Below are 22,663 nucleotides of genomic sequence, written 5' to 3'. Positions count from 1 at the left end.
CGGGCCCACTGCCAGGCGGTCTGGTAGTGGACGCCGTTCCGCCTGGCCCACTCAGAGAGCTTCACACACTGATGACCTCACATAAAGACTGATGACAACTGATGATTCAGCTGACAGCTGAGAGCCCCCCGGAGGTTCGATGCCCATCAACGTATCCGCCGCGCGGCGGAGCGCGGCTCCGCTGGCCGCCGCCGTGCTCGTCCTCGGTCTTCTCCCCGCCCTTCCAGCGAGCGCCCTTCCGGCGAGCGCCGCGCCGGCTCCCGTCGATCTCGACGCGCTGTTCGTCGGCGCGCATCCCGACGACGAGTCGGGCACGCTGTCCACGCTCGGCCAGTGGAACGAGGACCACGGCGTGCGCGCCGGCGTGGTGACCGTGACCAGGGGCGAGGGCGGCGGCAACGCCGTCGGCCCCGAGGAGGGGCCCGCGCTCGGGCTGCTGCGCGAGTCGGAGGAGCGCGCGGCCGTCGGCAAGGCGGGCGTGCGCGAGGTGTTCAACCTCGACGACGTCGACTTCTACTACACGGTGAGCGCGCCGCTGACCGACCAGGTGTGGGGCGGCGACACGCTGGAGAAGGTGGTCAGGGTCGTCCGCCAGACCCGGCCGGAGATCATCCTCACCATGGATCCGGCTCCGACGCCGGGCAACCACGGCAACCACCAGGAGGCGGCCAGGCTGGCGGTCGCGGCGTTCTACGCGGCGGCCGACCCGAAGGCGTTCCCCGGCCAGATCACGAAGGAGGGGCTGCGGCCGTTCGCTCCGGCCCGGCTGTTCACCGGCGGGGCGCGCGGCACCGGGCAGGTCGGGCCGTCGTGCTCCTCGACGTACAAGCCGAACAATCCCGCGCAGAACGTGTTCGGCGTCTGGAGCGGGCGCACCTCGCCCAGCAGGGGCAGGACGTGGGCCGCCGTCGAGCGTGAGGCGCAGCGCACGTACGCCTCGCAGGGCTGGGCCGGCTTCCCCGACGTGCCGTCCGACCCCGCGCAGCTCGGCTGCGACTTCTTCACCCAGGTGGACGCGCGGGTGCCGTTCCCCGAGCCGGGCAGCCCGGCCGCCGCCGCGCCCACGAACATCCTCGACGGCGCGCTGACCAGGGCCAAGGGCGGCGTTCCGGTCGGCACGCGGTTCGCCCTGCGCACGGGCGAGTTCGACGTGCGGCCGGGGGCGGCGTTCACGGTCGAGGCCGAGGTGAGCGCGCCGCCGAAGGAGGAGCTCGGCCGCTCCGAGGTGGCGCTGCGGGTGCCGGACGGCTGGCAGGTCAGCGGCTCCGGCGACCTCGGCAGGCTGCGGGCCGGGCGCTCCGGGAAGGCCGCCTTCAAGGTGACGCCTCCCGCGCAGGCCGCGCCCGGCCGGGTACGCCTGGCCGCCACCCTCACCACCGAGCGCGGCGGCGGCTACACCGACCGGCAGGTCGAGGTGAGCCCGCCGGTCCGCGCCGCGCAGCAGCCGCTCCCCCAGGTCGCCCAGTACGAGAAGTGGACGGCCGAGGTGGGCGTGCCGCAGCTCGGCGGCATCGTCCCGCCCGTGCTCACGCTCCCCTCCGGCGGCGGCCGCGAGGTGGGCGTGGTCGTCACCAACGTCAGCGGGGAGACGCGGTCCGGCACCGTACGGCTCGGCCTGCCCGGCGGGTTCACCGCCGAGCAGACCGAGGCGCCCTTCGAGGATCTCGCCGCGGGCGAGTCCACGACCGTGCCGTTCGAGGTGACCAACTCCGACCCGTCGCTGAAGACGTCCAACGAGGGCGGCGACTACGCGTACACGATCACCACGACCGTCGACGGCGGCGGCTCCGCCACTGCCAGGCCCGCGCTCGAACTCGTGCCCGCCACCACGGTGCCGCAGGCCGAGACCGCGCCGGCGGTGGACGGCGCCGAGGGCGACGGCGAGTACGCCGGCGACCCGATCGACATCTCCCGCCTGTGGGAGGGCAGCGCGTGCGCGTCGGCGGCCGACTGCTCGGGCACGGCCCGGGCCGCCTGGCACGACGACACGCTCTACCTGCTGGTGCACGTGAAGGACGACGTGCTCGGCACGCCGCTCGCCGCCTCCGACTGCAAGCGGCACTGGCGTACCGACGCGGTGGAGGTCACCCTCGACCCGCGCGGCACGTCCGAGAACACCTCCACCACCTTCAAGGCCGCGGTCCTGCCGGTCACCGCCGAGGGGCCGCCGTGCTTCCTGCGCGACGCCGACAACCGCCAGGGCCCCGGCGAGGAGACCGCGCCCGGCATGAAGGTGGCGTCCACGACGGGCGACGGCGGGTACACGGTGGAGCTGTCCATCCCGATGGAGGTGCTGCCGGGCGCGGTCGATCCCGCGCACCTCGGGCTGAACATCCTCGTGTACGACTCCGACACCCAGGACAAGACCGGTCAGACCCGGATCGGCTGGTCCACGTGGGGCGGGGTGCAGGGTGACCCGTACCGGTGGGGCGTGGCCACGCTGCCCGGCTACCAGCCGCCCGCCGACCGGCCCACGACGCCGCCCGACCCGGTGATCCCCGACACGGCGCTGTCCTCCCTGGACTCGCCGCAGACGCTGGAGCAGGCGGTGCGCGTGCACGTGCCGCCCGCGGGCGCGCCGGCCGCCTCCTCGGCCGCGCGGGTACTGACCGCCTCGGCCGGGGGCGACGCCGTACGGGTGCGGCTGCAGGCCGGTGGGCCCGGCAAGGCGCACCTGTTCGTCCGTGACGCCGAGGGCACGGCCGGCAGCAAGGTCGTGACCGTCTCCCGCAAGGGCGTCACCACCGTCACCGTGCCGGTGACCCGCGCCCCGGGCGAGGGCGCGAACGTCCTGGCCGGATGGGAGGACCGCGGCGGCGGCACGGCCGCCTCGTCCGTCACGGTGCGCTGAGCGCAAGGGGGACGAAAGGCTCCTGTCATCACTCAGAGTGATTGTTCGACTACATTCTGGGTAGATGTGCAGGAGCCAACCGTCCCCCCTGTGCGGCTCTCCGCCGCGCGCACCGAAAGGGAACCCCCGTGCCCGACACCGACCGTTGCGCCACCATGCCCGTCCATCGCCGCCTGCTCGCCTCCTCGCCCCGCTACGCGCTGGCGCTGGCCGCGATCGAGAACGAGACGTTCGCCAGGAGGACCGCCAGGGCCGCCGCCCGGGACGAGGTCGTCACCATCCCCGTGGTGGTGCACGTCGTCCACCGCACCCCCGAGCAGGACATCGGCCAGGAGCAGATCGACAGCCAGCTCAAGGTGCTGAACGCCGACTTCCGCAAGGCCAACCCCGACGTGAGCAAGGTGCCGCAGGTGTGGCGGAACGTCGTGGCCGACGCCCGGCTGGAGTTCCGGCTGGCCTCGACCGGGCCCGACGGCGAGCCCACCTCCGGCGTCGTCCGCGTCTCCACCGATGCCGCCGGGTTCAGCACCGACGACAGGGTCAAGTTCAGCGCGCAGGGCGGCTCCGACGCCTGGCCCGCCGACCGCTACCTGAATGTCTGGGTGTGCGAGCTGACGGACGCGCTCGGGTACGCCGCCTTCCCCGGCGGGCCGCCCGAGCTCGACGGGGTGGTCATCCGGCACAGCGCGTTCGGCACCACCGGGACGGCGGCCGCCCCGTACGACGGGGGCCGGACCGCCACCCACGAGGTCGGCCACTGGCTGAACCTGCGCCACATCTGGGGCGACGACGGCGACGGCTGCTCGGGCAGCGACTTCGTCGACGACACCCCCAACCAGGCGGGGCCCAACCGCGGCTCCCCGTCCTTCCCGGCGGTGAGCTGCGGCAACGCGCCGAACGGCGACATGTTCATGAACTACATGGACTATGTCGAGGACGCCGCCATGTACATGTTCACCCTCGGCCAGGCCGAGCGCATGGACGCGGCCCTGGCCGGCCCTCGCTCGTCGTTCCTGACGCCGCAACTGCGGCAGAGCATGCGCGCCTCCGTGTAACGCCGGCCCAGACCCCGGCCCAGACGCCGGCCCAGACCCCGGCCCGGTCATCGGCCCTGCTCACCCCGGCTGCGAACATGGGGAGCATGCGTGTTGTGGTGATCGGAAGCGGCATCGTGGGGGCCGGCGCGGCCTACCACCTGAGCCGCAGGGGCGCGGCGGTGACCGTCGTGGACGGCGGCTACCCGGGCGAGGCGACGCAGGCGGGGGCCGGCATCGTCTGCCCGTGGGTGGACCACCCCGAGGACGACGACTGGTACCGCCTGACCCGCGAGGGCGCCCGCCACTACCCCGGCCTGGTGGAGGAGCTGGGCGAGGACATCGGCTACGCCAAGGTGGGCGCGCTGCTGGTGGCCGAGGACCCGGTGGACCTGGAGCCGGTGCGGGCGCTGCTGCGCCGCCGCTACGCCGGTGCGCCCGAGATGGGCGAGGTCGTGGACGTGGCGACCCCTGCCGAGCTGTTCCCGCCGCTGTCCGACACGCTGAGCGCGCTGCTGGTGCCGGGCGCGGCCAGGGTGGACGGCCGCTCGGTGCGCGACGCCCTGCTCGCGGCGGCGGTGGCGAGGGGCGCCGAGGTCCGTACGGGCACCGCCACCCTGACCCAGGACGGCCAGGTCCTCCTCCACCCCGCCGACCACCCGGAGACCTCGGCCCCCACCCCTCCCCCGCCCGCCCCCGCCGTCTCCGGAACGGCCCCCGCCGGGACCGGCTCCTCCGCGGCGGTCCCGGCCGGGGATGCCTCGTGGCGGCAGGCGGCGCCGCTTCACCCTGATGCGCCGGCGATGCCCGGCGTCCAGCAAGAGCCCATGGGTGAGGGGGTGCCGCTCGAGGCGGACGCGGTCATCGTGGCGGCCGGTGCGTGGACGGGTGAGGTGTGCCGGCCGCTGGGCGTCGAGCTGCCGGTCTTCCCCCGCCGGGGCCAGATCCTGCACGCCACGCTGGAGGGCGTGGACACCGCGTGGTGGCCGATCATCCTGCCCCGCATGGGGCCGTACCTGCTGGGCTTCCCCGACTCGCGGGTGGTGGTCGGCGCGACGGTCGAGGACGTCGGGTTCGCGCCGCGCGTCACCGTGGGCGGGCTCGACGAGGTCATCGAGGCCGGGCTGCGGGTGGCGCCGGGGCTGGCCAGCGCGACGGTCTCGGAGACGCGGGTCGGCCTGCGCCCGGTCTACGCTCCGGGCTCCGCCCTCATCGGGCCGGTGACGGACCGCGTGGTGGTGGCGACGGGGCTGAGCGCGTACGGGCTGACGGCGGGCCCGTTCACCGGTGAGCTCGCCGCCGCGCTGGCGCTCGGGGAGCGGCCGCCCATCGACCTCGCCCCGTACCGGCCGCCCACCGGCTGAATTCGGGCACCGAGCGCGATAAGCCACCCTGGCCGTCAAGTGCGACAAGCGGCAACGTAAGATCGGATACCTCCCCACCGGTGACGTCGTGGGGAGGCCGTCTTGCCGCTGCTCGCACTGCTCCTGCTGCTGCTCGCGGCGCTGGCCGGCTGCGCGGACCCGGAGGCCACCGCGCCCCCTTCCCCCTCGATCACACCTCCGCCCTCGCCTGCCCCCAGGCCGCTGGCGCCCCGCCACCGCGAGGAGGCGCCCGAGCAGGAGGAGGTACGGGTGCCGAACGCCGCCTCCGGCCGCTACGCGATCGTCCCAGGCTCGGCCCCCGCCAGGCCCGGCCGTGGCGCGGCGGTGCGGTACCTGGTGGAGGTGGAGCGCGGGCTGCCGTTCGAGCCGCGCGCGTTCGCCGCCGAGGTGCACAGGACGCTCAACGACGTCCGCGGCTGGGCCCGCTTCCACCGCGTGGACCACGGCCCCGTACGGGTGCGCGTCGCACTGTCCAGCCCGCGCATGACCATCCGCCAGTGCCTGCCGCTGCGCACCGGCGGCGAACTGTCCTGCTGGAACGGCCGCCGCTCGGTCATCAACGCCCTGCGCTGGGCGAAGGGCGTCCCCCAGTACGACGGCGACCTGGTGGCGTACCGGCACTACCTGATCAACCACGAGGTCGGCCACGCCCTCGGACACGACCACCGCCACTGCCCGGGCCACGGCCGCCTGGCCCCCGTCATGGTCCAGCAGTCGAAGTCCCTCGGCCGCTGCCGCCCGAACCCATGGCCCCACCCCCACCGCGGCCGCGACCAACGCCGCTGACGCGGACGATGGGGGTGGCGTTCCGGGGGTTCGGGGCGACCGATAGGTTTCCTTCAACCGGACGAGGTCGCCGCTTCGGTGACGGGGCCCGGCATCGCCGCGCACGCCGCCCCTACGCGGGCGCGCCCCGGCGGTGGCCGGATTCGGTCAACGCCGGTGGAGCGATCACGCCCGTCTGACCTATCGCGATATATCGTAGGTGTAGAACACCGGGGAGTCCCGTTCACACCGATCGGGACGTGAGAGATCTTCCAGGGGAGTGTGAGCGATGGCAGGGATGCGGACGGCACGGCGGATCCTCGCGGGCGGCGCGGTCCTGGCCGCGGCCGGCTGGGCGCTGCGCGAGGTTCCCGCCGAGCTGGGCATGCGGCCGCTGCGGTCGGGGCCCGACCGGGTGGCGCGGATCAGGCGCTCGGCGCAGTTCAGGGACGGCGCGTTCGTCAATCCGATGCCCGGGGCGGCGACCGTGCCGTCCGGGCCGCCCGTCAGCATGCTCGGCGAGTTCGCCCAGGACCGCGAGCAGCGGCACCCGGCAGGTCCCATCCCGCTGCGCATCCCGCCGGCCGACGCGCCGCCCGCCGACGGCGTGCGCGCGGTCTGGTACGGCCACGCCTCCACGCTGGTGGAGATCGAGGGCAGGCGGGTGCTGTTCGACCCGGTGTGGAGCCGCCGGGTCTCCCCCACGCGGTTCGTCGGCCCCAAGCGGCACCACCCGGTGCCGGTGGAGCTGAACGAGCTGCCCGAGGTGGACGCGATCGCCATCTCCCACGACCACTACGACCACCTCGACATGGAGACCGTGCGCAGGCTCAACAGGACGCAGAAGGCGCCGTTCATCGTGCCGCTGGGCATCGGGGCGCACCTGGAGCGGTGGGGCGTGGCGGCGTACCGCATCATCGAGCTGGACTGGGACGAGGAGGCCGAGGTGGCGGGGCTGCGCTTCGCCGCCACGGCGGCCCGCCACTTCTCCGGCCGCACCCTGAGCCGCAACGACACGCTGTGGGGCTCCTGGGTGGTGGCCGGGCCCACCAAGCGGGTGTTCTACGCGGGTGACTCCGGCTACTTCGAGGGCTACCGGGGCATCGGGAGCAAGCACGGCCCGTTCGACCTGACGCTGATGCCGATCGGCGCCTACAGCCCGGCCTGGCCGGACATCCACATGAACCCGGAGGAGGCCGTCAACGCCCACCTCGACCTGGGCGGAAAGCTGCTGCTGCCGGTGCACTGGGCCACGTTCACGCTCGCCCTGCACCCCTGGGCCGAGCCGGTGGACCGGCTGTGGCGCGAGGCCAAGGCCCGCGACGTCCGCATCGCGGTCCCGCGTCCCGGCGAGGCCGTGGACGCCTCCGCCGCCCCCACGGTCGAGGGCTGGTGGGAGATGCTCACCTGAGTCGTCGCCCGCGCAGCGCCACGACGTAGAGTTCGGGCGTGAGCAACCTGGAACGGGACCCCCGCGAGATCCGCTGCACCGCCGGCCCGGCCGGCGGGCCCGCCATCGAGGCGGAAGGGGCGGCCGTCCCGGCGCCTGACGCGCCGGACGAGCGGGAGGTCCTGATCGGGCGGGAGGTGCCGCTGGGCGGGCCCCGGGCGATGACGGTCAGCAGGACCCTGCCGGGCGTGCACCGCCGCATGATCGGCGCGTGGTGCTTCGTCGACGCGTACGGGCCGCAGCACGCCACCATGCGGGTGCCGCCCCACCCGCACACCGGCCTGCAGACCGTGAGCTGGCTGGTCGAGGGCGAGGTGCTGCACCGCGACAGCCTGGGCACGCTGCAGGAGGTCCGGCCGGGCCAGCTCAACCTCATGACGGCCGGCCGCGGCATCTCCCATTCGGAGGAGTCGCCGCAGACCGTGCTGCACGGCGTCCAGCTGTGGGTGGCGCTGCCCGGCGAGCACCGCCACACCGCGCCCGCCTTCGAGCACCACCCCGAGCCGCCCGTGCTGGACGGCACCGGCCACCGGGCCCGCGTCCTCATGGGCACGCTCGGCGGGGTGACCTCGCCCGCCACCGCCTACACCCCGCTCGTGGGAGCCGAGCTGGCGATCGACGGCACCGCCGAGGTGCCGCTGGAGCCGGGCTTCGAGCACGGGCTGCTGCTGCTCGACGGCGAGGTGGCCGGGGTGGAGCGGGGCCCGCTGGTGTACGTGCCGCCGGGCCGCACCTCGATACGCCTGCCGGGCCGCGGCCGGGTGCTGCTCATCGGCGGCGAGCCGTTCGCCGAGGAGATCGTCATGTGGTGGAACTTCGTCGGCCGCTCCCACGAGGAGGTGGCCGCGTACCGCAAGGAGTGGATGGACGGCGAGGGCTTCGGCGTCGTCGAGGGCTTCGACGGCGCGCCCCTGCCCGCGCCGGTCCTCCCCGGCACCCGCCTCAAGCCCCGCGGCCGCGTCCGCTGACCGCCCCCGATCAGGTGGGGGGTCAGGTGAGGCGCTGGGCCTTGCTGAGGAGGCGTTGGGCCACCACCACCAGAGCCAGGAAGAGGCCGCTGACCACCTGCTGGAACGCCGACGTCAGGTTGCCCACCTGGTTGATGAGGCTCTGGATGACGCCCAGCAGCAGCACCCCGGCCACGGAGCCGGTGATGCCGCCGGCGCCGCCGGTCAGCAGGGTGCCGCCGATCACGACGGCCGCGATGGCGTCGAGTTCGAGGCCGATGCCGAGGATGGTGACGCCGGAGGAGAGCCGGGCGGCGTTGAGCGCGCCGGCCAGCCCGGCCAGCAGGCCGGACATGACGTACACGTACACCTTGGTCCGCACGACCGGCACGCCCATCAGGGCCGCCGCCTGCTCGTTGCCGCCGATGGCGTAGACGTTCTGGCCGAATCCGGTGCGCTGCAGCAGCACCATGGCGAGCAGCGCGAGGGCGGCGGTGAGGTAGACGGGGTAGGACAGGCCGAGGATCTCGCCCTGGCCGAGCGTGGCGAAGGCGCGGTCCTCGACGAGGTACGTGGTGGCGCCCTCGTCGGAGATGGCCAGCATCAGCCCGCGCACACCGAGCAGCCCGGCCAGCGTCACGATGAACGGCGCCATCCCGGTACGCGCGATGACCAGCCCCTGCAGCAGCCCGACGACCCCGCACACGGCGAGCGGCAGCAGCAGCGCCACGAGCAGGCCGTACTGGGAGCCGTAGGCGGCCAGCACGCCGCCGAGGACGAACAGCGACCCGACGGACAGATCGATGCCGCCGCTGATGATCACGAACGTCATCCCGACGGCGATGATCGCGAGGAACGACGAGGAGACGACCACGCTGGCGGCGTTGGCGGTGGTGGCGAAGGAGTCGAAGGCCAGGCTGCCCACGACGACCAGCAGGCCGAGCACCATGACGGCGCCGTGCTGCTGGAGCAGCCTGCTCACCTGTTCGCGGTTCATCGGGTCCCCCGCTTCCTGGTGGCGTAGACGGCGGCCAGGATGATGACCGCCTGGACCATCTGGGTCCATGACTGCGGGAGGTTGTGCTTGATCAGCGTGGCGGCCAGGAGCTGCATGAGCAGCGCGCCCATGACCGTGCTGAGCACCCTGATCCGGCCGCCGGTCAGCGGCGTGCCGCCGACCACGACGGCGGTGATCGCCGACAGCTCGATGAACAGGCCGAGCGAGGTGGGGTCGCTGGCCTGCAACCGGGCCGTGGCCAGGACGCCGGCCAGGGCGGCGAGCAGGCCGCAGATCACGTACACGATCAGCAGCACCCGCTTGACGGGCAGGCCGGACAGCTCGCTGGCCGAGCGGTTGCCGCCGATGGCGACGACCTGCCGGCCGAACGTGGTGCGCCGCACCACGAACAGCACGATCACGGTGAGCGCCGCCGCGATGAGCACGATGACCGGGATCCCGGCCACGGAGCTGCTGCCGAGCGCGATGAGGTCGGGGTTGCGGAACTCGACGAGCTGCGGCACCAGCACGTTGGCCAGGCCGCGCACGCCGACCAGCAGCGCGAGCGTGGCGACGATGGGCTGCACGCCGACGTACGCGACCAGCGCCCCGCCCGCCGCGCCCACCACGGCGCCGCCGATGACGGCCACGATGACCGCGGGCAGCCAGCCGTAACCGAGGTAGAGCACGGTCAGCGCGGCGGCCAGCGCCATCACGGACCCGACGGACAGGTCGATGCCCTGGGTGCCGATGACCAGCGCCATGCCCAGCGAGACGATCACGATGGGGGTGACCTGGACGAGCTGGGTGCGGAAGTTGGAGGCGTCGAGGAAGTGCGGGGTGAACAGCACGTTGAACAGCAGCAGCACGAGGACGGCCGCGTACACGCCGTAGTCCTGCACCCACGCGTACACCTGGGGTTTGAGCACGGCGACCCGGGCGCTCCCCCTGGAGGTCAGCTCAGCCATCGGCCTGCTCCGCGATCGTCGCCATGATCCTCTCCTCGGTCACCTCGTCGCCGGACAGCTCGCCCACGACCGTGCCCTCGCGCAGCACGAGGATCCGGTCGGCGCCCTCGACCAGCTCCTCCAGGTCGGAGGAGATGAGCAGCACGCCCAGCCCTTCCTGGGCCAGCTCGTCGATCAGCGCCTGCACCTCGGCCTTGGCGCCGACGTCGATGCCGCGGGTGGGCTCGTCCAGCAGCAGCACCTTGGGCCGGACGGCGAGCCAGCGGGCCAGCAGCACCTTCTGCTGGTTGCCGCCGGACAGCTCGGAGACGAGCTGGTGCTGCGAGGCGGCCTTGATCCTCAGCCTCCGCATGAAGATCTCGACCACCCGGTCGATCTTCGCCTCGGACACCACGCCGGCCCGGCCGAGCGCGGGCAGGGCGGCCAGGGCGATGTTCTCGCGGACGGACAGCGTCGGGATGATGCCCTCGGCCTTGCGGTCCTCGGGCAGCAGGCTGACGCCGGCCTTGATGGCGGCGGCGGTGGAGCCGCCGCGCAGCGGCAGCCCGGCGACGAGCACCTGACCGCCGTCGAGCGGCAGCGCGCCGACGATGGCCTTGGCGGTCTCGGTACGTCCCGCGCCGAGCAGGCCGCCGAGCCCGACGACCTCGCCGGGCTCGACGCTGACGTTCACCCCGTCGAGCACGTGCCTGCGGGTCAGGCCGCGGGCCTCGACCACGGGAGCGTCCGCGCCGGAGCCGTGGCGGTCGCGGCTGAAGCGGGTCACGCCCTGGGCGCGGACCTCGTCGAGGTCGCGGCCCAGCATGAGGGCGATGAGCTTCAGCCGGTCGAGCGCGGCCAGCGGCCCGGTGTGCGCGAGCCGGCCGTCGCGCAGCACGGTGACCTGGTCGCACACCTGGTAGAGCTCGTCGAGGCGGTGGCTGACGTACATGACGGCGATGCCGCTGTCGCGCAGCCGCCTGATCACGCCGAACAGCGTCTCGACCTCGCGCGGCTCCAGGGAGGAGGTGGGCTCGTCCATGATGACGACGCGGGCGTCCACGGAGACGGCGCGGGCCAGGGCCACCATCTGCTGGGCGCCGACGCCGAGCGTGCGCAGCGGGCGGCGGACGTCGGTCTCGACGCCGTAGCCGGCCAGCACCCGCTCGGCCTCGCTGTACAGGGCGGCGGCGTCGATGACGCCGAACCTGCCGCGCGGCTCGCGGCCGAGCAGCAGGTTGCGGGCCACCGACATCATGGGGACGAGGTTGACCTCCTGGTAGATGGTGGAGATGCCGGCCCGCTGCGCCTCCATGGGGCTGCCGAAGGCGGCGGTGCCGCCCTGATAGCGCAGCTCGCCCTCGTCGGGGCGGTAGACGCCGGTGAACACCTTGATCAAGGTGGACTTGCCGGCGCCGTTCTCGCCGACGAGGGCGTGCACCTCGCCAGGACGCAGGGCGAGGGACACGCCGTCGAGCGCGAGGACGCCGGGGAAGCGTTTGCTGACGGCGCGGGCCTCGAGAACCGCTTCCACCTCAGTACGCCTCTCCGAGGGAGTCCTTGGCGTTGGTGGTGTCGTAGTCACGGTCGGAGATGATCACCTTGTCGGGGATGGCCTCGCCGTCGAGGAACTTCTGCGCGGTCTCGAAGGCCAGCGGCCCGAAGCGCGGGTTGGACTCGATGACCGCGTGCAGCCAGCCGTCCACGATGCCCTGGACGGCGCTGCGGGTGCCGTCGACCGAGACGATCTTGATGTCGCCCGGCTCCTTGCCCGCGCCCTTGAGCGCGGTGACCGCGCCGAGCGCCATCTCGTCGTTCTCGGCGTAGATGCCGTTGATGTCGGGGTTGGACTGGATGAGCTGCTCGGTGACCTGCTGGCCCTTCTCGCGGGCGAACTCGCCGGTCTGCTCGAACGAGATCGTGATGTCCGGCGCCTTCTCCTTGACGCGGTCCTTGAAGCCGTTGGTGCGCTCGGTGGTGACGTTGTTGCCGGGGGCGCCGAGGAGGATGGCGACCTTGCCCTTGCCGCCGAGCGCGTCGATCATCCGGTCGGCGGCGCGCTTGCCCTGCTCGTAGAAGTCGGAGCCGATGAAGGTCAGGTAGTCGCTGCACGGCTTGGCGTTGATCTTGCGGTCGACCGTGATGATGGGGATCTTCTTGGCCGCGGCCTGCTGGAGCACCGGCTCCCAGCCGTCGGAGTTGAGCGGCGCGATGACCAGGAGCTGCACGCCCTGGGCGATGAGCTGCTGCACGTCGGTGATCTGCTTGGAGAACTGCGACTGGGCGTTGGTCACCTTGAGGTCGCCGATGCCGAGCTCGGCCGCCTCGTCCCTGATCGACTTGGTCTCCGCGATGCGGAACGGGTTGGCCTCCTTCTCCGACTGGGAGAAGCCCACGGTGGCCGTCTTCAGGTCGAACTTCGTGCCGCCGAACTGCTCCAGCGTGCAGGTCGGGCCGGCCGTGCCCGCAGGTGTCTGGACGACCTGCCGCCCCGCGGTGCCGGTGGGGGCGGGCGCGCCCTGCGGCTCCTCCGCCTTGGCGCAGGCCGTCGCGGTGAGGAGGACGGCCAGGGTCAGGGCGGCCGTCCGGAGATGGGGGGTCATCGCGGTTCCCTTCTTATCAGGTCCTGCCGGTGCGCGCCCCGGCCCTCGCGCAGGGCCGGGGCGCGGCGGTGGTTCAGTCGCAGGTGGGGTTGATCGCGCTGGTCAGCGCCTTGTGGGCGTCGTGGAGGCGCTTGACGTCGGGCTTGGTGATCGCCCTGTCGTACGTCATGAGGCCGTTGATCTCGGTCTCGACGTCCGTCGTCTGGGTGTAGATGGCGGCGCTGAGCTGCTCGCAGGCGTGCAGCCGCGCCAGCTCCTCGACCATGCCCACGTAGCGGTTCGTGAGGGCCTCGGGGTCGGGCTCTACCGCGTAGCCCCAGCCGCCGCCCGACCAGGTGTGGCCGACGAGCGGCAGGGCCAGGCCGCCGTACTCGCCGATCACGGTCGCGCGGTCGCCCTCGGGCTTGCCGGGGTTGCCGGGGCCCGGGTAGATGTGGAAGTCCTTGACGTCGCCGTTGCCGCCGTCCACGGCGCCGCAGCAGTTGACGCCGCTCATGTTGTTCACCAGGCGGCTCGGGTCCCAGCTCTTGACGAGGTCGGCGATGCGGGCCTGGTCGTACTGGCCCCAGCCCTCGTTGAACGGCACCCACATGACGATCGACGGGCTGCTCCTGTGCTGGTCGATCATCGCGCGCAGCTCGGTCTCGAACTGCTGCCTGTCGTCGGTCCTGAAGGCCGACGGCATGTCCTGCCAGACCAGCAGGCCGAGCTTGTCGGCGTAGTGGTACCAGCGGTCGGGCTCGACCTTGACGTGCTTGCGCACCGCGTTGAAGCCGAGCGCCTTGGTCTGCTCCAGGTCGTGGCGCAGGGCCTCGTCGGTGGGCGCGGTGTAGATGCCGTCCGGCCAGAAGCCCTGGTCGAGCGGGCCGATCTGGAAGACCGGCTTGCCGTTGAGCAGCATCCGGTTGCCGGACAGGGTGATCTCGCGCATCCCGAAGTACGACTCGACCTTGTCGCCCTTGAGCCTGACCTCCAGGTCGTACAGGTGGGGGCTGTCCGGCGACCAGAGCTTGGGCTTGCGCACGGGGACGCGCAGCTTCTTGCCGGTCTTGCCGTGCGCGGTGCCGATGACGCGGCGGCCGTCCCTGACGATCACGGTGGCGGTGCCCGGGGTGCCGTGCACGGTGACGTCCACGGCCTGGCCGCGCACGTCGGGGGTGGTGTCGACGCGGTCGACGCGGTCCCTGCCGACCGGCTCGATCCAGACGGTCTGCCAGATGCCGGACACGGGGGTGTACCAGATGTTGCCGGCTTCCAGCCGCTGCTTGCCGACGGGCTGGGCGCCGCGGTCGGTCGGGTCGTACACGCCGACGACCAGCTCCTGCGGGCCCTTGCGCTTGAGCGCGCCGGTGACGTCCACGCTGATGCGGTCGTAGCCGCCCTTGTGGGTGGTGACGCGCTTGCCGTTGACGTAGACGGCGGCGTCCCAGTCGACGGCGTCGAGGTGCAGCATCAGCCGCTCGCCGCTCCAGGAGCGCGGCACCTCGAACGTGCGCCGGTACCACATGCGCTCCTCGTGCCGGCCGATGCCGGACAGCTGCGACTCGACCGGGTACGGCACGGTGATCCGCTCGGGCAGGGTGCGGCCGATGGGCGCGGCCTCGCCCTCCTTGGCCGTGGCGAACTGCCAGACGCCGTTGAGGCTGCGCCAGCGGTCGCGGACGAGCTGCGGCCGCGGGTACTCGGGCAGCGGGTCGTTCTTGTCGACCTCGTCGGTCCAGCGGGTCTTGAGCACGTACGCGGACAGGTTGACCACGCTCGCGAACGGATAGGCGGCCAGCGGGGTGCCGTCGGCGTAGGTGATGCCGCCGCTGCCGTCGTAGGAGGTGCGCACGGTGCCGCCGGCCTTGGCCGGGACCGGGTACTTGAGCGTGAGCTCCAGGGTCTCCGGGCTCTTCTGCTCGACCGAGGTGACCGGCCAGGCGGCGGCCCCGACGGTCAGCGCGAGCTTCTCCGCCGCGCCGCCGGGCAGCGGGGCGAGGGGCTGCGGGTAGGTGAGCGTCACGACGTCGCCGGTGGTGTTGAGCCGGGCGTCGTACGGGCCGTCCGGCTGGAAGTCGGCCGGGACGGTGAGCGCCTCGGTGGGCACGATGGCCTTCGGCTGGCTCGGGCTCTGCCAGCGCAGGCGCAGGTTGGCGCCGCCGTAGTGCTCGAAGTACTCGACCTTGATGTCGTACTCGCGGCCGGCTTCGAGGGCGATCGGGGTGCCGGTCTGCTCGATGTCCCAGTCGTCCACCCAGTGATCGATGATCACCTGGCCGTCCACCCAGAGGCGGAAGCCGTTGTCACCGATGATCGAGAAAGTGTAGGTCTCGGAGAACTCCGGGGTGATCTGCCCGGTCCAGCGGACCGAGACGTCGTCCTCCCTGCCGGTCAGCAGCTGGAAGACGGGGTTGAGGTCGGTCAGCTCCAGCTTCGGGTCGATGATGCTCGCCTTGAGCTCGGCGAAGTCGAATTTTCCCGCCCCTGAGGCGAGGTAGTAGTCGCCGCGCAGCCCGTTCCGCTCGGGAAGGGCCGCCGTTCCGGCGGAGGCGGGTGCCGGCAGCTGCCATAACACGGACATCAGTACGGCCAGCAGCAACGCGAGGCGCTTACGCACGGGGAGTGTCCTTTCGGAAGGCGCCGATCAGGTTCGGACAGCTTTTGACCCTGACACGCTCCAAAGTAAGCACCGCCGGACCGAGCCGGTCAAGATTTCCGATCAAATTCGTTCTCGTTCGGTCAGAGGTGAACTCATGTTGGCCTGTCGACTATGATCGGCCCCGTGAGCGACACGCAGAGCGACGGACGCAGGCCCGTGTTCGCCGCCGAACGCCGCCAGCGCATCCTCGAGCTGGTACGTGCCAACGGCGCCGTGTCGCTGCGCGAGCTGGCCCAGGCCGTCCACTCCTCCGAGGTCACCGTCCGCCGCGACCTGCGCGCGCTCGAGTCCGAGGGCCTGCTCAACCGCCACCACGGCGGCGCCACGCTGCCCGGCGAGCTGTCCCGCGAGGCCGGCTACGCGCACAAGGTGTCACTGGAGTCGGCCGAGAAGGCCGCCATCGCCGACCTCGCCGCCGCGCTCGTCGAGGACGGCGACGCCATCGTGGTCGGGCCGGGCACCACCACGCAGGAGTTCGCCCGCCGCCTGACCAGGCATTCCGAGCTGGCCGTGGTGACCAGCTCGCTGCTGGTCGCGCAGGTGCTGGCCGGCTCGCCGCGCGTCGAGGTGATGCTGACCGGCGGCACGCTGCGCGGCTCCATCCTCGCCCTGGTCGGCAGCGCGGCCGAGCACTCGCTGGCCGGGCTGCGGGTGCGCAGGGCGTTCATCTCGGGCAACGGCCTGACCGCCGAGCGCGGCCTGTCCACGCCCAACATGCAGGTCGCGGGCGTCGACCGGGCCCTGGCCGCCGCCGCCGAGGAGGTCGTGGTGCTGGCCGACCACACCAAGGTCGGCGTCGACACCATGGTGCAGACCGTGCCGCCCGACCGCATCGACCACCTGGTCACCGACGACTCCGCGCCCCGCGACGTGCTCGACGAGCTGAGCGCGCGCGGCGTACGGCTGCACGTCGCCCAGTTCTGATCGGCGCACTGATCGAATGTGACAAGCCCGTTACTATATTGTTTCCTTCCTCGACCACCATCGAGGCGGAGGCAACCGTGCTGCAGGTGGCTGGCGTTCTCAAGGCGTTCCAGGGTGTCACCGCCCTCGACCACGTCACCCTGTCCGTACGCGCCGGCGAGGTGCACGCCCTCATCGGCGGCAACGGCGCGGGCAAGTCCACCCTGGTGAAAGTGCTCTCCGGCGTCTACCCGCCCGACGCGGGCGAGCTGCGCTTCCTCGGCGAGCCGGTGCGCTTCGCCGGGCCCGCCGACGCCAGGAAGGCCGGCATCGCCACCATCCACCAGGAGACCAACCTCGTCCCCACCATGAGCGTGGCCCGCAACCTGCTGCTCGGCAGGGAGCCGCGGGGGCGGCTCGGGCTGATCGACTCCGCCGCCGTGCACGCCAGGGCCGCGGAGGTGCTGGCGGCGTACGGGCTGGAGGTGGACGTCCGCCGCCCGCTCGGCTCGCTCGGCGAGGGCGCGCGGCAGATCGTCGCGCTCGCGCGGGCCGCCTCCGCCGACGCCCGCCTGGTCATCATGGACGAGCCCACCACCGCGCTCGACCACGGCGAGCTCGAGGTGCTGTTCGGCGCGGTGACCCGGCTGCGCGAGCAGGGCCGCTCGGTCATCTACGTCACCCACCGCCTCGAGGAGCTCTACGGCATCTGCGACCGGGTCACCGTGCTGCGCGACGGCCGGGTCGTGCACACCGGGCCGCTGGCCGGGCTCGACCGGCTGCGGCTGGTCTCGCTCATGCTGGGCCGCCCCTTCCACCCCGCCGCGCCGCCCCTGCCCGCCGGCGAGCCCGACCCGCCCGGTGACGCGCCCGTCCTGGAGGCCAAGGGCCTGACCAGGCACCACATGCTCGACGGCGTGTCGCTCGCCATGCGGGCCGGCGAGGTCGTCGGCCTCGGCGGGCTGCTCGGCGCCGGACGCAGCGAGACGGCCCGCGCCATCGCCGGAGTGCTGCCGGTGGACGCCGGTCAGCTCACCGTCGCGGGCGCGCCGGTGCGCAAGTGGTCGATCAGGAGCGCCGTACGCGCCGGGATCGGCCTGGTGCCGGAGAACCGCAGGACCGAGGGCATCGTGCCCACCCTGTCGGTGCGCGACAACATCGCTCTGGCCGCGCTCCCCCGCCTGTCGCGGGCCGGCATCGTGTCCGACGCGCAGGTGGACAACATCGTCGCGACCTTCATGCGGCGGCTCGGCATCAAGGCCGTCTCTCCCCGCCAGCCGGCCGGCGAGCTGTCCGGCGGCAACCAGCAGAAGGTGCTGCTGGCCAGGTGGCTGGCCATGCACCCCAAGGTGCTGCTGCTCGACGAGCCCACCAGGGGCGTCGACGTCGCCACCAAGGTCGAGATGCAGGCCCTGCTGGACGAGCTGGCCGTGGACGGGCTGGCCATCCTGCTCATCTCCTCCGACGTGAGCGAGCTGGTGGAGAACTGCGACAGCGTCGTCGTGCTGCGCGACGGGGCCATCACCGAGCAGCTCAACGGCCCCGAGGTCACCGAGGACCGCCTGCTCGCCGCCCTCGCCAAGGACTAGCAGGCCAGGGATTAGTAGACCAGGGACTAGTAGACCGAGACGTGCGGGTGGTCGTAGTGGTTGGCCGTCGTGCCGCCGCGGTCCGACATCACCCGCCACACGCCCGTCCTGGCGTGCCAGATGCGCTGGCGGTAGATGACGTACATGATGCCGAGCCGCTTCGCGTTCTTGATCACCCAGGCGGCGATCTCGTCGCCGCGCTTCAGCTCCTCCCCTGACGGCATCGCGCCGCCGCGGCTCAGCATGAAGTCGCAGGCCCGCCCGAGCGGATGCTCGCCGCCGTCCTGGATCGGCCGGTAACACCCGATCCCGTACGGCACCTCGAACCGCTCCTGGATGAGCTGCCTGACCAGCCGCATCCTGGGCGTGATGTTGTCGGGCCCGTCCGGCAGCTGCGGCACCCACGTGCCGTCGGGACGCCGCACCCCCGGCGCCGTGTAGAGCAGGTCGATCCTGTCCTTGATCTTCTCGATCTGCTTCTCGGCCTTCTTCTTGCGCCGCTCCAGCTCGCCGACCGTGCGCTTCAGCTCCTCGGCCTTGGCCGCCGCCTCCTCCTCGGCCCGCGCGCGGGCGTCCCTGACCTGAGCGTGGCCGCGCAGCCTGGCGTCCTGGCCGTCGATGAGGTGCTGGGAGAGCGCCATCCTGTTCAGCAGTCGCGCGGGGTCGCCGCCGCTCTGCCCGCTGACGAGGATGGCGAGCGGTCCCGGCGTGCCGCCCATGTACTCCGCCGTCGCGATGGCCCGCAGCTCCGTCGAGTGGCGGTCGTAGGTCTCCTGCGCCTCTGCCAGCCGCTCGCTCGCCTTCTTCGCCTCCTTGTCCGCCTGCTGCTGGGCGACGCGGGAGGCGTAGTAGTCGGTGATGAGCTTGTCGGCGTCCTTCTGCATCGTGGCCAGCTCCTTCTTGAGCTGCTTGGCCGTCGGCTTGGGCGCGGCGTGCGCGGGGACCGCGGTGACCAGCAGCAGCTGGGCGAGGACGATGCAGAGCAGGGACGTACGGACGGGGGAGGCTTCCGCCACGCTTCTCCTTACCCCGGGCCACAGGGCAGGATCCGGGCATGAGCGGTTCAGGCCGGGGGGCGCCCTCTATTCGACGCACGATAGTAGAGGATCAAGCCTCCCCACCCGCAAGTCACAATATTTCGTGATCACGGCCTTTTCGTACTCTGCGGACCACGATGTGCCGTCCGAGCAGCACCGAGCCCGGCACCACCACGAACCCCAGCAGGCTGGTGCCCAGGCCGAGCCCGATGTCGGCGTCCACGAGCCGGTCGCCGCCTCTCAGCACCGGCAGGCCGAGCGAGACGCTCACCGAGACCGACAGCAGCGGCTCCCGTTCGCGGGGCGGGTCCGGCTGGTTCGTCGCGGGCGGCGGCTCCTGATTGCCCGGCGGGTCGGGCGGGTCGCCGGCAGGGGGCGGCGGGGTCGGCCGGACGGTGGTGGGCGCCGCGGTCGTCGGGGGCCTCCTGGTGGGGCCGCTCGTCGTGGTCGGCCTGCGGGTCGGCTCTCTGGTGGGCCTCGTGGTCGTGGGGCGCTGCGTGGGCCGGGAAGCCGTACTGGTCGGCTGGGCGGTCGGCCTGCTGGCCCGGGGAGGCGCGCTGCCCGCCGGGCGGCCCGCCGGCGGCGTCACCACGGCCGGCTCACTCGCAAGAGGGAGCTCCTCGGTGCGCGTCGGCTCCGTGCTCGGCCCCGTCGTCGGTGTCGTCGTCGGGGTCGTCGTCGGGGTCGTCGTCGGGGTCGCGGCCTGCTCCGGCGGCTCAGGCGAGGAGGGCGCCGGCGTGACCGGCGGGGCCACGCTGGGCGGCGGCACGGCCACGCTGCGCGGCGCGGGCGCGTCGCCCAGGATCGCGAACGCCGACACCACCGCGGCGGCCGTCGCCACCACCAGGCCGCCGGTCATGGCGAGCTTCCCGGCCGGCGACAGCGCGTTGTGGAACAGGCTCGTGCCCGTGCCAGGCTCGGGGGCGGGCGGCGGGTTGGGCAGCAGCCCGGCCAGCGGCACGGCCAGTAACGCCAGGGTCGCGCGGCCACGGGCCTCCCAGTCGTCCCCGTACGCGGTGCGCGCCGTCTCCTCCAGCTCCTCCAGGAACGACAGCGCCGACTCCGGCCGCCGTGCCGGCTCCTTGGCCAGGCCGTGCTCGATCAGCGGGCGCAGCGGCGCCGCGATGTCGTCGATCGGCGGCGGCAGGTGCTGGTGCTGGTAGGCGAGGGCGGCGATGTTCTCGCCGTGGAAGGCGCGGTGGCCGGTCAGGCACTCGTAGAAGACGAGGGTGGCGGCGTAGACGTCGGTGGCGGGCCCGGCCGGGGCCTCGTCCCACTGCTCGGGCGCCATGTACGACGGCGTGCCCGCCAGCGCGGCCGTCTCCCCGACCTTGGCCGCCACGCCGAAGTCGACGAGCTTGCTGTCGCCGTCCTGGGTGATCATCACGTTCTCTGGCTTGAAGTCGCGGTGCACGACGCCGTGCCGGTGCGCCTCCGCCAGGCCGAGCAGCGAGCCCTTCAGCACCGCCAGCGCCGCCTGCGGGCCCGTCGCGCCCTCGCCGGCCAGCAGCCGCCGCAGCGTGAGACCGTCGACCAGCTCCATCACGATGACCGCGTCGTCGTCGCCCTCGACGTAGTCGAGCACGCGCGCGGTGTGCGGGCTGTCGATCTCCCGGATGAGCCGCGCCTCTTCCCTGAACCGCGCCACGAACGCCTCATCGTCGCGCAGCGGCTCGGCGAGGTGCTTGATCGCGACCTGTGAGCCGTCGGAGTCTCGGACGGCGAGCATCACGCGGCCGGTCCCGCCGTGACCCAGTTCCCGGATCTCCGTGTAGCCGGGAACCTCCATGGAGCCCTCCTGACCGGATAAAGATCCTTATAGGGGGACGCTAACCTGACGTCACCGGACGTGTCGACCCCCTTCACCACAGTGATCGGATCGGTATGGACACTATGCCGCGTAGTAGCCCACGGACCCCTCGGCGGACGGCGCCGGGGCCCGTGCCCGCCGAACCTTCTGTGCGGCGGTCCCACCTTGCGCGCCGGCTCTCCTGTGGCTCGGCGAACCCATCGCGTAGTAGGTCGCGTCGCGCCAGGAGCGCATGAGGACGCTTCAGGTGCGCAGGCGGCGGGCCACCGCGCCCGTGCCCAGGGCGAGGGCCACGCCCAGCAGGATGAGCAGGGCGAAGACCAGCGTCTCGCGCCACGGCCAGGCGCCGCCGCGCAGCTCGACGTCCATCACCGGGTACTCCAGCGTCTTGGCGGCGAAGCGGGCGGTCGGCACGTCGTAGGTGCGGGCGATGTCGCGGATCACCGCGTCGAAGGCGAACTCGTCGGCCGGGTGGACGTACTCCGGCCTTCCCGTGCCCGCCGCCTGGGCGCGGGCGGCTTCGTGGCCCGGGACGAGGAGCCGGTCGAGGTCGCCGGACGCGGCGGCCAGGGTCCTGCGGGGGACGAACGTCAGGCCGTGCTCGGAGCGGATGGGGCCGTCGCCCACCGCGATCGTGTGCCCGACCACGGACTGCTCGGTGTAGCCGTTGAACACCGACGCCAGCTCCAGCTCCCCGGCGCCCTCGACGAGCTGGACGCCGATGGCCGACGGGCGGGTCTGGTAGGAGGAGTTGAGCGGGGCCACCAGATCCGCCAGGTCCAGCCCCTGGACGGGCATGCGCGCGGGCGCTCCCGGCGAGTAGTGCCGCCAGTGCACGGCGTCGGCCGCCTGGCGGGCCGTGTCCATGTCGGCCAGGCGTTCGACGATGCGCAGGGCGCCGTCGATGGCCGACAGCACGCCGGCCGCGGTGATCACGTCGCCGTCGTCCACGTACCGCAGGCCGCTCTGCCACTTCACCGCCGGGAAGTCCGCGCGCAGGCCGCGCATGCGCAGCCAGTGCGAGGTGGCGGGGCGGCCGTCCAGCAGGCCGCTGCGGGCCAGCGCACGCGCGCCGTTGCAGACGCTGACGGTCAGCGCGCCGGCCGCCGACTGCTGCCTGAGCCAGGCGTTGATGGCGGCGAGCTCGGCGGGCTCCGGCTGCTCCATGGCGGGGACGAGCACGGCGTCGAGCGTGTCGCCGCGCCCGGTGAGGAGCTGCCGTAACTCCTCGAACGTCAGGTCGGGGACGACGTCCAGCCCGCCGGTCAGGGTGATCAGCCGGGGGCCCGCGGAGACGACGTAGGTGTTGAAGCGGCCGGTGCTCGCCAGCACCTCGTACGGGCCCAGCAGGTCGGCGGCGTTGGTGCCGTTGCCGCCGGTGAGGAAGGCGACGGTGGGCTTGGCCGGGTCGTGGGGCTTGGCGGCGGGCTCGGCGGAGACGGCGTCGGGGCGTGCCCGGTAGATGTCGCCGAACCTGCCGATCGTGCTGGCCGCCGACACCCCGGCCGGCACCAGCAGCGCGACCAGGACGACCGCCGCCGTTCTGACCCACCTGCCCCGGACGGTGAACCGGCGCCTACGGACCTTCTCGTCGCGCCGCCCGCCGCGCGCGTCCCCCGGCGCAACCCCTCGCATGATCGCCCCTCTTCCCGGCGCCTATGAGCCTCACCCGAGATGGTGTTCGACCAGTGCCTTGGGGACAAG

Annotated in this window: 16 protein-coding genes; 8 read left to right on the top strand and 8 right to left on the bottom strand. The window is 72.8% G+C overall.

What is annotated here, in order from left to right:
• The first annotated feature begins 139 nt into the window (after positions 1–139).
• From AB0K28_RS49250 to AB0K28_RS49225, 6 genes are all read left to right on the top strand, one after another.
• Positions 140–2,851: a sugar-binding protein gene (locus AB0K28_RS49250; protein WP_364384911.1), complete on the top strand. Its 2,712-nt coding sequence runs from the start codon at positions 140–142 to the stop codon at positions 2,849–2,851.
• Positions 2,852–2,979: 128 nt separating this feature from the next.
• On the top strand, positions 2,980–3,906 hold the full coding sequence (locus AB0K28_RS49245) for a zinc metalloprotease (RefSeq protein WP_364384908.1): 927 nt from the start codon (positions 2,980–2,982) through the stop codon (positions 3,904–3,906).
• 86 nt (positions 3,907–3,992) lie between these two features.
• Positions 3,993–5,249, top strand: coding sequence for an FAD-dependent oxidoreductase (locus AB0K28_RS49240; protein WP_364384905.1), 1,257 nt, complete (start codon positions 3,993–3,995; stop codon positions 5,247–5,249).
• A gap of 102 nt (positions 5,250–5,351) precedes the next feature.
• The gene (locus AB0K28_RS49235; protein WP_364384902.1) at positions 5,352–6,056 is read left to right on the top strand and encodes a DUF3152 domain-containing protein; all 705 of its coding nucleotides are present in this window, start codon (positions 5,352–5,354) and stop codon (positions 6,054–6,056) included.
• Positions 6,057–6,324: 268 nt separating this feature from the next.
• Positions 6,325–7,446: an MBL fold metallo-hydrolase gene (locus tag AB0K28_RS49230; RefSeq protein ID WP_364384899.1), complete on the top strand. Its 1,122-nt coding sequence runs from the start codon at positions 6,325–6,327 to the stop codon at positions 7,444–7,446.
• Between the two features lie 38 nt (positions 7,447–7,484).
• Complete coding sequence (locus tag AB0K28_RS49225; RefSeq protein ID WP_364384896.1) at positions 7,485–8,453, top strand: pirin family protein; 969 nt, start codon at positions 7,485–7,487, stop codon at positions 8,451–8,453.
• Positions 8,454–8,475: 22 nt separating this feature from the next.
• On the opposite strand, the gene AB0K28_RS49220 is transcribed toward AB0K28_RS49225, so the two are convergent.
• From AB0K28_RS49220 to AB0K28_RS49200, 5 genes are all read right to left on the bottom strand, one after another.
• Positions 8,476–9,429: an ABC transporter permease gene (locus tag AB0K28_RS49220; protein ID WP_345403258.1), complete on the bottom strand. Its 954-nt coding sequence runs from the start codon at positions 9,427–9,429 to the stop codon at positions 8,476–8,478.
• Positions 9,426–10,397, bottom strand: coding sequence for an ABC transporter permease (locus AB0K28_RS49215; RefSeq protein WP_364384893.1), 972 nt, complete (start codon positions 10,395–10,397; stop codon positions 9,426–9,428). Before AB0K28_RS49215 ends, AB0K28_RS49220 begins: the two co-directional genes overlap by 4 nt.
• Positions 10,390–11,910, bottom strand: a complete 1,521-nt coding sequence (locus AB0K28_RS49210) for a sugar ABC transporter ATP-binding protein (RefSeq protein ID WP_364384890.1) — start codon at positions 11,908–11,910, stop codon at positions 10,390–10,392. Before AB0K28_RS49210 ends, AB0K28_RS49215 begins: the two co-directional genes overlap by 8 nt.
• A 1-nt stretch (position 11,911) precedes the next feature.
• On the bottom strand, positions 11,912–12,979 hold the full coding sequence (locus AB0K28_RS49205) for an ABC transporter substrate-binding protein (protein WP_364384887.1): 1,068 nt from the start codon (positions 12,977–12,979) through the stop codon (positions 11,912–11,914).
• 73 nt (positions 12,980–13,052) lie between these two features.
• Positions 13,053–15,578, bottom strand: a complete 2,526-nt coding sequence (locus AB0K28_RS49200) for a PA14 domain-containing protein (protein ID WP_364384884.1) — start codon at positions 15,576–15,578, stop codon at positions 13,053–13,055.
• Between the two features lie 165 nt (positions 15,579–15,743).
• Between AB0K28_RS49200 and AB0K28_RS49195 the strand changes: the two genes are divergently transcribed.
• Both AB0K28_RS49195 and AB0K28_RS49190 read left to right on the top strand, forming a co-directional pair.
• A complete protein-coding gene (locus tag AB0K28_RS49195; protein WP_345403237.1) occupies positions 15,744–16,544 on the top strand; it encodes a DeoR/GlpR family DNA-binding transcription regulator in 801 nt (266 codons plus the stop codon).
• A gap of 77 nt (positions 16,545–16,621) precedes the next feature.
• Positions 16,622–18,112, top strand: coding sequence for a sugar ABC transporter ATP-binding protein (locus tag AB0K28_RS49190; protein WP_364384880.1), 1,491 nt, complete (start codon positions 16,622–16,624; stop codon positions 18,110–18,112).
• Positions 18,113–18,138: 26 nt separating this feature from the next.
• Here AB0K28_RS49190 and AB0K28_RS49185 read toward each other — a convergent pair whose 3' ends face one another.
• The 3 genes from AB0K28_RS49185 to AB0K28_RS49175 all read right to left on the bottom strand — a co-directional run bounded on the left by AB0K28_RS49185 (position 18,139) and on the right by AB0K28_RS49175 (position 22,594).
• The gene (locus AB0K28_RS49185; protein WP_345403234.1) at positions 18,139–19,128 is read right to left on the bottom strand and encodes a hypothetical protein; all 990 of its coding nucleotides are present in this window, start codon (positions 19,126–19,128) and stop codon (positions 18,139–18,141) included.
• Between the two features lie 112 nt (positions 19,129–19,240).
• Complete coding sequence (locus tag AB0K28_RS49180) at positions 19,241–20,938, bottom strand: serine/threonine-protein kinase (RefSeq protein WP_364384875.1); 1,698 nt, start codon at positions 20,936–20,938, stop codon at positions 19,241–19,243.
• A 264-nt stretch (positions 20,939–21,202) separates the two neighbouring features.
• Complete coding sequence (locus tag AB0K28_RS49175; protein ID WP_364384873.1) at positions 21,203–22,594, bottom strand: DJ-1/PfpI family protein; 1,392 nt, start codon at positions 22,592–22,594, stop codon at positions 21,203–21,205.
• Positions 22,595–22,663 lie beyond the last annotated feature (69 nt).

Source organism: Nonomuraea sp. NPDC049504 (genome assembly GCF_040676845.1).
Taxonomy (GTDB): Bacteria; Actinomycetota; Actinomycetes; order Streptosporangiales; family Streptosporangiaceae; genus Nonomuraea; species Nonomuraea salmonea.
This window is presented reverse-complemented; position numbering and strand designations above follow the sequence as displayed.

What these genes read in the sequence shown, in the direction of transcription:
- AB0K28_RS49250 (WP_364384911.1), top strand. Translation starts at nt 140, where the DNA reads ATGCCCATCAACGTATCCGCCGCGCGGCGGAGCGCGGCTCCGCTGGCC.
- AB0K28_RS49220 (WP_345403258.1), bottom strand. Translation starts at nt 9,429, where the DNA reads ATGAACCGCGAACAGGTGAGCAGGCTGCTCCAGCAGCACGGCGCCGTC.
- AB0K28_RS49230 (WP_364384899.1), top strand. Translation starts at nt 6,325, where the DNA reads ATGGCAGGGATGCGGACGGCACGGCGGATCCTCGCGGGCGGCGCGGTC.
- AB0K28_RS49180 (WP_364384875.1), bottom strand. Translation starts at nt 20,938, where the DNA reads ATGGAGGTTCCCGGCTACACGGAGATCCGGGAACTGGGTCACGGCGGG.
- AB0K28_RS49240 (WP_364384905.1), top strand. Translation starts at nt 3,993, where the DNA reads ATGCGTGTTGTGGTGATCGGAAGCGGCATCGTGGGGGCCGGCGCGGCC.
- AB0K28_RS49215 (WP_364384893.1), bottom strand. Translation starts at nt 10,397, where the DNA reads ATGGCTGAGCTGACCTCCAGGGGGAGCGCCCGGGTCGCCGTGCTCAAA.
- AB0K28_RS49205 (WP_364384887.1), bottom strand. Translation starts at nt 12,979, where the DNA reads ATGACCCCCCATCTCCGGACGGCCGCCCTGACCCTGGCCGTCCTCCTC.
- AB0K28_RS49175 (WP_364384873.1), bottom strand. Translation starts at nt 22,594, where the DNA reads ATGCGAGGGGTTGCGCCGGGGGACGCGCGCGGCGGGCGGCGCGACGAG.